Here is a 9,419-nt window from a genome sequence, read left to right as displayed (position 1 = left end):
GGTAAGCATTACCTAACTTGATAGACCTCCCCGGCGGGGCGTGACCGCACAGCTCACGGCGGTAGGGTTAAGGTGTGCCTAACCTAAGGATGCTGGCCGTGGAGCCAGGCCGGTGACCGCGCGCGGACACCTGCGCCCCGCCCTGCTCGTCGTGTTGCCGGTCGTCGCCCTGGCCGGACTGTGCGTGCTGTCGATCGGGCTGGGTGCCGTCGACATCCCCCCGGACCAGGTCGTCCGGGCGCTTTTCGGCCACCCCTCCAGCCATCTCGTGGACAACATCGTCTGGACCGTCCGCGTACCGCGCACCGTCCTCGGCCTCACCGCGGGCGCCGCCTTGGGGCTGTCCGGCGCGCTCATGCAGGCCTTGACCCGCAACCCGCTCGCCGACCCCGGCATCCTGGGGGTCAGCGCGGGCGCGTCCTTCGGGATCGTCGTCGCCATCGCCCTGTTCGGGCTCGGCTCGCTGTACGGCACGATCTGGTTCGCCTTCGCCGGCGCGCTCGGCACCAGCGTGCTGGTCTTCCTGCTGGGCCGGACGGGCCGTTCGGGCGCGACGCCGGTGAAACTGGCGCTGGCCGGAGTCGCCGTCACCTTCCTGCTGTTCTCGCTGACCAACGCGATCGTCCTCACCGATCCCGACGCCCTGGACCGCTACCGCTTCTGGTCCGCGGGCACCCTCGCCGACCAGGACGGCACCGTCGTCCGGAGCATCCTGCCGTTCCTGGCGGTCGGGGCGGTGCTCGCGCTCGCCGCCGCCCCCGCGCTCAACAGCCTGGCCCTGGGCGACGACGTGGCCGCCTCCCTCGGACGCCGGCTCGGCCTCGTACGCCTGCAGGGGGTCGTCGCGGTGATGCTTCTCACGGGCGCGTCGGTCGCCGTGATCGGCCCGGTGGTCTTCCTCGGCCTGGTCGTACCGCACGTCGCCCGGGTGCTGGCCCAGCACGCGGGCATCGGCCCCGACCACCGCTGGCTGCTGCCGCTTTCGGCGGTGCTCGCCCCGTGCCTGCTGCTCACCGCGGACATCCTCGGCCGGGTCGTCGCACGGCCCACCGAGGTCCAGGCCGGAGTGCTCGTCGCCTTCATCGGCGGCCCGTTCTTCGTCGCCCTCGTCCGCCGGCGCAAACTCGCGGAGGTCTGAGCATGACCGCCCTCGCCCCCCTCCGCGGCCGCCGGCCCTTCCGCCTGGCGGCCCCACCGGTCTCCGGCGTGCTCCGGCCGCGGCTGGTCGCCGTGTGCGCCGCCCTGGCCGTCGCGGTGTTCCTGCTCTTCTGCTGGGGCGTGTCCCTCGGGGACTACCCCATCGGGTTCGCCGACGTGGTCAAGGCCCTCACCGGCGCCGGCGACCCCGGAACGGTGCTGGTCGTACGGGAGTTGCGGCTGCCGCGCGCGCTCGCGGGACTACTCGTCGGCATCGCGTTCGGCATCTCCGGCGCGCTGTACCAGACCATGACCCGCAACCCGCTGGCCAGCCCCGACATGATCGGGCTGACCGAGGGCGCGGGGACCGCCGTGGTCGCGGGCATCGTGCTCGGCTGGGACGGCGGCCTGGGCACCCAGGGCTTCGGCCTGCTCGGAGCGCTGGTCACGGCGCTGCTGGTGTACGCGCTGGCGTGGAAGGGCGGTGCCACCGGCTACCGCATCATCCTGGTCGGCATCGGCGTGTCCTGGATGTGCACCAGCGCCACGGACTACCTGGTCGCGCGCGGCGAGCGGTTCGAGGCGCAGGCCGCCCTCGGCTGGCTGGTGGGCAACCTCAACGGCCGCACCTGGGACCAGGTCACGCAGCTCGCGGTCGCCATGGCCGTCCTCGTGCCGCTCGCGCTCGGCATGGGGCGCTGGATGCGGACCCTGCAACTGGGCGACGACGTGGCGGCCGGCCTCGGCACGCCGGTGCAGCCGGTGCGGCTGGCCCTGCTGCTCATCGGCGTCGGGCTGATCGCCTTCGGCACGGCCGCGGCCGGACCGGTCGCCTTCGTGGCGCTGGCCGCCCCGCAGATCGCCCAGCGGATGGCCGGCACGGCGTGGCCACCGCCGGCCGCCTCGGGACTGACCGGCGCGCTGGTCGTCCTGGGGTCCGACCTCATCGCGCGCGAAGCGATCCCCGGCACGGAACTCCCGGTCGGGATCGTCACCGGCGTCATCGGCGCGCCGGTCCTGCTCTGGCTGCTCATCCGCGCCAACCGCGCGGGCTCAGGAGGCTGAACCCATGGCGACCACCGACCCCGCCCCCACCGCCGCCGCGGGCCCCGACCTGCGGGCACGCGGGCTGCACCTGGCGTACGACGACCGGCTGGTGGTCGAGGACCTCGACCTCGTCGTACCCTCCGGCCGCATCACCGCCATCGTCGGCGCCAACGCCTGCGGCAAGTCCACCCTCCTGCGCGCCCTGGCACGGCTGCTCGCGCCCCGTCAGGGCGTCGTCGAACTCGACGGCCGCGCCCTGCGGTCGGTGCCGACCAGGGAACTCGCCCAGCGGCTGGGCATCCTGCCGCAGACCCCGGTGGCCCCGGAGGGGCTGACCGTCATCGACCTGGTCAGCCGGGGCCGTTCGCCGCACCAGACGTGGTGGCGGCAGTGGTCCAAGGCCGACGAGCTGGCGGTCCACGAGGCGCTGGCGGCGACGGGCATGACCGAGCTCGCGAACCGGGCCGTGGACGAGCTGTCCGGCGGCCAGCGCCAGCGGGCCTGGATCGCCATGGCCGTCGCCCAGGGCACCCCCGTCCTCCTGCTGGACGAGCCGACCACCTACCTGGACCTGGCCCACCAGATCGACGTCCTGGACCTCGTCACCGACCTCAACCGCCGCGAGAACCGCACGGTGGTGATGGTCCTGCACGACCTCAACCAGGCCTGCCGCTACGCCGACCACGTCATCGCGATGAAGTCGGGGCGGATCGCCGCCGAGGGCACACCGGCCGAGGTGATCACCGCCGGGACCGTCGAGGACGTCTTCGACCTGCGCTGCCAGGTCACCACCGACCCGGTGAGCGGCACCCCGCTGGTGATCCCCATGGGCCGCCACCACGAGGCGGTCCCCGTCGCCGCCGAGTGACCCGGCGGGCGGAGATCGGGGAGCCGGACACCGTCGACCTGCGGCCCGCACGGCGGCGGCCCACGGTGTTGGTACGGGGTTCGCACGGCTGATCGGAGCCGGCCATGCCCGTCTACCACGTGGTCACCACCCAGAACACGGTCTCGGCGCAGCAGAAGGCCGGGTTGGCGGCGGAGTTCACGCGTCTCCACGCGTCGATCACCGGGGCGCCCACCTCCTTCGTGCACGTGACGTTCGCCGAACTGCCCGACGGCAGCGTGTTCACGGATTCGGTTCCCTCACGTCCCCTGCTGATCGAGGCGACCACACGGGCGGGCCACGCGGACACGGAGAAGACACAGCCGGCCAAGGACATCTCGGCCGCCGGCAGCAGAGTGACCGGCGTCCCGGAGTCGCACGTCCTCGTGATCGTCAAGGACAGCCCCGCCCGGTTCGCCGCCGAGGGGGGCCGCATCCTGCCCGAACCGGGAGACGAGGGCGACTGGCTCGCAGGAACCGACTGACCTGCTGCCGGCTTCGGTCGCCGGGGCGGACGGGCGCGGGCAACCGCGGCCCGGCCACCACGGCACACCTCGCCTAGCCGGGCAGGACGGTCGTGCCGGCGCCGCCCGGCCCGACGGACAGCGCGCGCAGCAGGGCGTGCGGGGCGCGGCCGTCCAGCACACGGGCCGTGCGGACGCCCGCCCGGACGGCCCGCAGGCAGCTCTCCATCTTCGGCACCATGCCGCCCCCCAGCGCCGGGAGCATCGCCTCCAGTTCGGCGGCGGTGAGCCGGTCCAGGACCCGTCCGCGGCGCGGCCAGTCGGCGTACAGCCCGGGCACGTCGGTGAGGACGACCAGTGCCTCGGCGTCGAGCGCGGCGGCCAGGGCCCCGGCCGCCGCGTCCGCGTTGACGTTGTAGATCTGGCCGTCCGTGCCCCGGCCGAGCGAGGAGACGACGGGGATGTGGCCGTGCTCCAGCAGCACGTCCACGGCGGCCGTGTTGACCTCCGTCACCTCGCCGACGAGGCCGATGTCGACGATCTCGCCGTCGACCTCGGCGTAGCGGCGCACCGCGGTCAGCGTGTGCGCGTCCTCGCCGGTGAGCCCCACGGCGTAAGGGCCGTGCTCGTTGAGGAGCCCCACCAGGTCCCGTTGGACCTTGCCGGCCAGGACCATCCGCGCGACGTCCAGGACCTCGGGGGTGGTGACCCGCAGCCCGCCGACGAAGCGGGCCTCGATGCCGATCAGGTCGAGCTGGGCGCTGATCTGCGGGCCGCCGCCGTGCACCACGGCGACCCGCACCCCGGCCTCCCGGATGCGGACGACGTCCTGCGCGAAGGTGCGCAGCAGGGAGCCGTCGCCCATGGCGTTGCCGCCCACCTTCACGACGACGGTGCGGCCCCCGAGCGCGCGCAGGGCGGGCAGCGGCCCGGGGCCGGCCAGGGCCGTCGTCACGGACGCGCGGTCAGGTAGCCGCCCATGGTGCGGAACCAGTCGCCGGCCGCGTACTCGGTGCCGTCGTCCGTGCGGACCGTGCGCACCAGCAGTCCCTTGCGGTGACCGCCGCGGGCGTCCGCGCCGGCGACGATGACGACCCCGTCGCCCTCGCGGATGAAGATGCGGCCGGGCGTGCCGCCGTACCGGGCCTGCGAGACGGCGGCGGAGACGATCCTGATGCGTTCGCCGCGGTGGTAGGTGAAGGCGTTGGGGTAGGGGTCGGACTGCGCCCGCACCAGGCGTTCCAGGTCCTCGGCCGGCCAGTTCCAGTCGATGCGGCTGTCCTCGACGGAGCGCTTGTGGAAGAAGCTGGCGCGGGAGCGCTCCTGGGGCGTCCACTCGGCGCGGCCGGAGGCGATCAGGTCCAGGGACTCGCGCACGAGGGGTGCGATCAGGTCGCAGGTGCGGTGGAAGAGGTCGGTCGCGGTGTCGTGCGGGCCGACGGGCTCCGAACGCTGCAGGAGGATGTCGCCGGCGTCCAGTTCGCCGTCCATGCGGTGGGCGGTGACGCCGACGTGCTCCTCGCCGTTGATCAGCGCCCAGATGATCGGGGAGAAACCCGCGTAGGCGGGGAGCAGGGAGTCGTGCACGTTGAGGGTGCCGTGCGGCGGGAGGTCGAAGATCTCCGGCGGCAGCCAGGTGCGCCAGTTGTTGGCGACGATGATGTCGGGTGCCGCGGAGCGGACGGCCTCCAGCAGTTCGGCGTCGTCGGGGCGGTTGCGCAGCAGCACCGGCACGCCGTGCTTCTCGGCGAGTTCCGCCACCGAATCGTCCCAGATCTTCTCGTACGCGTGCTCGCTCCTGGGGTGGGTCACGACGAGGACGACCTCGTGATCCGACTCCAGCAGGGCCTGCAGCGTCCGGTGTCCCCAGGTCTGGTAACCGAACATGACGACCCGCATGGGCTCTGCCTCTCCTTCAGTGATTATTGCAAGGTTAGGCTTACCTTATCTAGTATGTGGCGCGCATAGGGAGGCGATGCAACGGTGACAGCACCGCTCAACGAGCCGGACACGATCCACGACATCCTGGGAATCGGTTTCGGTCCGTCAAATCTGGCTCTGGCGATAGCCATCGAGGAGCACAACGCACAAGTCCCCGCCTCCCGGCGGATCAACGCCCGCTTCCTGGAGCGGCAGCCCCGTTTCGGGTGGCACCGCGGCATGCTGATCGACGACGCGACGATGCAGGTCTCGTTCCTGAAGGACCTGGTCACCATGCGCAACCCGACCAGCGACTTCAGCTTCCTGTGCTACCTGCGCGAACAGGGCCGGCTGGTCGACTTCCTCAACCAGAAGACGCTCTTCCCGCTCCGTGTGGAGTTCCACGACTACTTCGAGTGGGCCGCCGCCCGCGTCGCCGGCGTCGTCGACTACTCCTGCGAAGTGCTGTCGGTCACACCGGTCCGCGACGCCGACGGCGAGGTCGACCACCTCGACGTGACGTGCCGGGACCCCGAGGACCCCGCGCGGACGGTCACCCACCGGGCCCGCAACATCAGCGTGGCCGTCGGGCTCGAGCCGCACCTGCCGCCGGGCACCGAGCTGTCGGACCGCGTGTGGCACAACAGCCAGCTGCTGCCCAGGGTCGCCGAGCTCACCGCGACGGGCACCCCGGTGCGCCGGGCCGTCGTCCTCGGCGCCGGCCAGAGCGCGGCCGAGGCGGTCGACTTCCTGCACCGCACCTTCCCCGACGCGGAGATCTGCGCGGTGTTCGCCAAGTACGGCTACACGCCCGCCGACGACAGCCCCTTCGCCAACCGGATCTTCGACCCGGAGGCGGTGGACCTCTACTTCGGCTCCCCGTCCGAGGTGAAGCAGTCCCTCGTCGACTACCACCGCAGCACCAACTACTCGGTGGTCGACATGGACCTCATCGAGGCCCTGTACGCGACCTCCTACCGCGAGAAGGTGCAGGGCCGCGAACGGCTGCGCTTCCTCAACGTCTCCCGCATCCGCGAGGTGAGCGCCGCGGACGACGGCCTCGACGTGACGGTGGAGTTCCTGCCGACCGGCGAGCGGCACGTCCTGGAGGCGGACGTCCTCGTGCACGCCACCGGGTACCGCTCGCAGGACGTCGGCACGCTCCTCGGGGAGTCCGCCAAGATCTGCCTGCGCGACGACGGCGACGCCCTCCGCGTCGGCCGCGACCACCGCGTCGAGGTCGCCCCCGAGGTGCGGGCGGGCATCTACGTGCAGGGCGGCACCGAGCACACGCACGGGCTCACCTCCACCCTGCTGTCCACCACCGCGATCCGGGCCGGCGAGATCGTCGCCTCGCTCGTCGCCCGTCAGGACGAGCCGGCCGCGGCGGTCACGGCCCGCGCCTGAGACGCCTTCGGGGGCCGCCGGTCGTCCGGCGGCCCCCAAAGGCGTCCGCTCGGCTTCGGGCCCAGGTGCTACGCCTCCGGCGGTCACCGCCGACCTCCAGGGAGTCCGCCGGAACACGGCCGTACGGGGCCAGGACCAGCTCACCGGCCGTGCCCCCAGGGAGGCGTAGGCTGCGTCCGGGTGCTCCCCGGCAGCGGCTGCGGGGCGCCCGCGGCGATCTGTGCGCCGTAGGTGTGCACCGCGCTCTCGTGAAGCTGGTGCCGGGCGGCGGCTCCGGAGGTCTGCGGCCACTGCGACGTACCCCACCAGCTCCAGCAGGCGCGCCCCGGGCCGGACTCCCACAGCGCGTCCAGTAGTTGCCGCGCCGACGGCACCCACCAGTCCAGCAGGGCCTGACGCTCCCCAGGCACGGCCTGGGAGGCCCACTTGGACGTGCCCGGGGGAGCGTCGGCAGGCCCTGCGGCAACCATGGGGGCCCACTTGCGCCTAGCGCCGGGTGCGCAGCAGCAGGTGCAGGAAGTACGGCGTGCCGATGACGGCGGTCATCAAGCCCGCGCCGAGTTGGGCCGGGGCGATCACCGTCCGCCCGAGGAGGTCCGCGGCGCAGACGAGCGAGGCTCCCAGGAGCACCGCGACCGGTACGACCCGTACGTGCCGGCGGCCCACCAGGGCCCGGGCGGCGTGCGGGGCGACCAGCCCGGCGAAGCCGATGGTGCCCGCGGCGGCCACGGCGGTGGCGGTGAGCAGCACGCTCGTCACGAGGAACCCGAGCCGGGCCGGGCCGCGGCGCAGCCCCAGCAGGGCTGGGGTGTCGTCGTCGACCGACAGCAGGTCGAGTTCGGTGCGCCGTGCCACCGCCACCGCCAGGCCCAGGACGAGGGCCGCCGCCACGGGCAGTGTGTCGGGCACGGTCCGCCCGTAGGTGGAGCCGGACAGCCAGGTGAGCGCCTTCGTCGCGTTGAAGGGGTCGGTGAGCACGATCAGCAGGCTGATCAGGGCCGATGCGGCCGCGGACACGCCGACGCCGACGAGGACCAGCCGGGTCTGCCGGAAGCCGCCCCGCGCCGCGAGCCCGAACACGAGGACCGCGCTCACCGCGGCGCCGGCGAACGCGGCTCCCGCCACGCTCCACGCCCCGGCGACCGGGACCGTCGTGACGAACAGCACCGCGCCGAGCGCGGCGCCGCCCGAGACGCCGAGGATGCCGGGCTCCGCCAGCGGGTTGCGGGTGACGGCCTGCACCAGCGTGCCGGACAGGGCGAGCGCCGCCCCCGCCAGGAGTGCCGCGAGCACCCGCGGGACACGGGTGTCCAGAACGAAGGAGACGGCCTGACCGGCCCTGCCCTGCGCCCAGTTCGCCACGTCGCCCAGGAGCAGCTTGGTGTCGCCCAGCAGCACTCCGGCGACGGCCACCCCCACGAGGAGGGCGACGAGGAGGGCCAGGGTCGCCAGGAACGTCACACGGCCCGGGATGCGCATCCGGTCCGGCGCGCCCGCCCCTGCCGAGTCCTGGGCCCGCAGCGCCATGACGACCAGGAACACCGCGCCGACCAGGCTCGTGACGACGCCGGTGGGCACCGCCACGGCGGTCTGCTCCGGCACCACCGCGCGCAGCAGGACGTCCGCGCCGAGCACCAGGCCCGCGCCGGTCAGGCCCATGACGGGCAGGCCGAGGCGCGTGCGCACCAGCGGCCGGTGACGCAGCGCCAGCGGCCGTACGAGGACCGGCGCGCACAGGCCGACGAAGCCGATGGGCCCGGCGAGGGTCACCGCCGCGGCGGACAGCAGCGACGCGCACACCACGACGGTGATCCGCGTGCCGCGCACGGGGACGCCGAGGCCGCGGGCGGCGTCGTCGCCGAGCGCCAGGGCGTCGACGCGCCGGGCCACCAGCAGCAGTCCGGCGACACCGGCCACGGCGACCGGCGCCATCTGCACCACACCGTCGAAGCCGTTCTGGCTGATGCTGCCCTGGCTCCACTGGTAGAGGCCGTTGGTCTGCTGCGGGAAGAGCAGGATCAGCCCCTCGGTGACGGAGGTCAGGCCGAGGGTGAGCGCGCTGCCGGCCAGGACGAGGCGCACGGTCCCGGCGCCCAGCCCCGACAGCGACAGGACGACGGCGGCTGCCGCGAGCCCGCCGGCGAAGGCCACGCCGGAGGAGGCCAGCAGCGGCAGGGACGTCCCGGTGACCATGAGGATGCCGAGGGCCAGGTACGAACCGGCGTTCACGGCGAGGGTGTCGGGCGCGGCGAGCACGTTGCGGCTGACGGACTGAAGGGCCGCGCCGGCGGTCCCGAGGGCGGCGCCGACCAGCAGGCCGGCGGTCATGCGGGGCAGGCGCGAGGCGATCACGACGGACGCGTCGCCGGGACCGGCCCCGCCCGTCAGGGCCTTCCAGACCTCGGCAGGGCCGACGGCCGCGGTGCCCTGGGTGATGTCGACGACCGCGAGGACGGCGACCAGGAGCACGAGCGCGGCCGTCACCGCGGCCGCTCCCGTCCGGGAGCCGACCGCGTGCGGACGGGTGGCGGGGGTCGTTGCGGTGCCGGCCACGGCGC

At 73.7% G+C, this 9,419-nt stretch carries 9 protein-coding genes; 5 read left to right on the top strand and 4 right to left on the bottom strand.

The genetic code is table 11. The features are described 5' to 3' along the window. Positions 1–112 precede the first annotated feature (112 nt). The 4 genes from ABZ312_RS33095 (at position 113) to ABZ312_RS33080 (ending at position 3,555) form a co-directional block, all read left to right on the top strand. The gene (locus tag ABZ312_RS33095; protein WP_500323616.1) at positions 113–1,138 is read left to right on the top strand and encodes a FecCD family ABC transporter permease; all 1,026 of its coding nucleotides are present in this window, start codon (positions 113–115) and stop codon (positions 1,136–1,138) included. 2 nt (positions 1,139–1,140) lie between these two features. Further along, entirely contained in the window at positions 1,141–2,202 is a 1,062-nt protein-coding gene (locus ABZ312_RS33090) for a FecCD family ABC transporter permease (protein WP_500323615.1), read from the top strand. 4 nt (positions 2,203–2,206) lie between these two features. Beyond that, the gene (locus ABZ312_RS33085) at positions 2,207–3,052 is read left to right on the top strand and encodes an ABC transporter ATP-binding protein (protein WP_500323613.1); all 846 of its coding nucleotides are present in this window, start codon (positions 2,207–2,209) and stop codon (positions 3,050–3,052) included. A gap of 104 nt (positions 3,053–3,156) precedes the next feature. Further along, entirely contained in the window at positions 3,157–3,555 is a 399-nt protein-coding gene (locus tag ABZ312_RS33080) for a tautomerase family protein (protein WP_500356994.1), read from the top strand. A 73-nt stretch (positions 3,556–3,628) separates the two neighbouring features. Here ABZ312_RS33080 and argB read toward each other — a convergent pair whose 3' ends face one another. Together argB and ABZ312_RS33070 are read right to left on the bottom strand one after the other, a co-directional pair. After that, positions 3,629–4,489, bottom strand: a complete 861-nt coding sequence (argB, locus tag ABZ312_RS33075) for an acetylglutamate kinase (protein ID WP_500323609.1) — start codon at positions 4,487–4,489, stop codon at positions 3,629–3,631. After that, on the bottom strand, positions 4,486–5,433 hold the full coding sequence (locus tag ABZ312_RS33070) for a methionyl-tRNA formyltransferase (RefSeq protein WP_500356992.1): 948 nt from the start codon (positions 5,431–5,433) through the stop codon (positions 4,486–4,488). The genes argB and ABZ312_RS33070 overlap by 4 nt, the downstream gene beginning before the upstream one ends. 84 nt (positions 5,434–5,517) lie before the next feature. On the opposite strand from ABZ312_RS33070, the gene ABZ312_RS33065 reads away from it, so the two are divergent. Then, positions 5,518–6,861, top strand: coding sequence for a lysine N(6)-hydroxylase/L-ornithine N(5)-oxygenase family protein (locus tag ABZ312_RS33065; RefSeq protein WP_500356991.1), 1,344 nt, complete (start codon positions 5,518–5,520; stop codon positions 6,859–6,861). Positions 6,862–7,001: 140 nt separating this feature from the next. On the opposite strand, the gene ABZ312_RS33060 is transcribed toward ABZ312_RS33065, so the two are convergent. Both ABZ312_RS33060 and ABZ312_RS33055 read right to left on the bottom strand, forming a co-directional pair. Further along, positions 7,002–7,331, bottom strand: coding sequence for a maleylpyruvate isomerase N-terminal domain-containing protein (locus ABZ312_RS33060; protein WP_500439361.1), 330 nt, complete (start codon positions 7,329–7,331; stop codon positions 7,002–7,004). A 16-nt stretch (positions 7,332–7,347) separates the two neighbouring features. Further along, positions 7,348–9,414: an iron ABC transporter permease gene (locus ABZ312_RS33055; RefSeq protein WP_500323601.1), complete on the bottom strand. Its 2,067-nt coding sequence runs from the start codon at positions 9,412–9,414 to the stop codon at positions 7,348–7,350. Between the last annotated feature and the right edge of the window lie 5 nt (positions 9,415–9,419).

The organism is Streptomyces sp. NPDC006207 (assembly GCF_040613835.1).
Classification (GTDB): Bacteria; Actinomycetota; Actinomycetes; order Streptomycetales; family Streptomycetaceae; genus Actinacidiphila.
This window is presented reverse-complemented; position numbering and strand designations above follow the sequence as displayed.

What these genes read in the sequence shown, in the direction of transcription:
- ABZ312_RS33090 (WP_500323615.1), top strand. Translation starts at nt 1,141, where the DNA reads ATGACCGCCCTCGCCCCCCTCCGCGGCCGCCGGCCCTTCCGCCTGGCG.
- ABZ312_RS33085 (WP_500323613.1), top strand. Translation starts at nt 2,207, where the DNA reads ATGGCGACCACCGACCCCGCCCCCACCGCCGCCGCGGGCCCCGACCTG.
- ABZ312_RS33080 (WP_500356994.1), top strand. Translation starts at nt 3,157, where the DNA reads ATGCCCGTCTACCACGTGGTCACCACCCAGAACACGGTCTCGGCGCAG.
- ABZ312_RS33070 (WP_500356992.1), bottom strand. Translation starts at nt 5,433, where the DNA reads ATGCGGGTCGTCATGTTCGGTTACCAGACCTGGGGACACCGGACGCTG.
- ABZ312_RS33060 (WP_500439361.1), bottom strand. Translation starts at nt 7,331, where the DNA reads ATGGTTGCCGCAGGGCCTGCCGACGCTCCCCCGGGCACGTCCAAGTGG.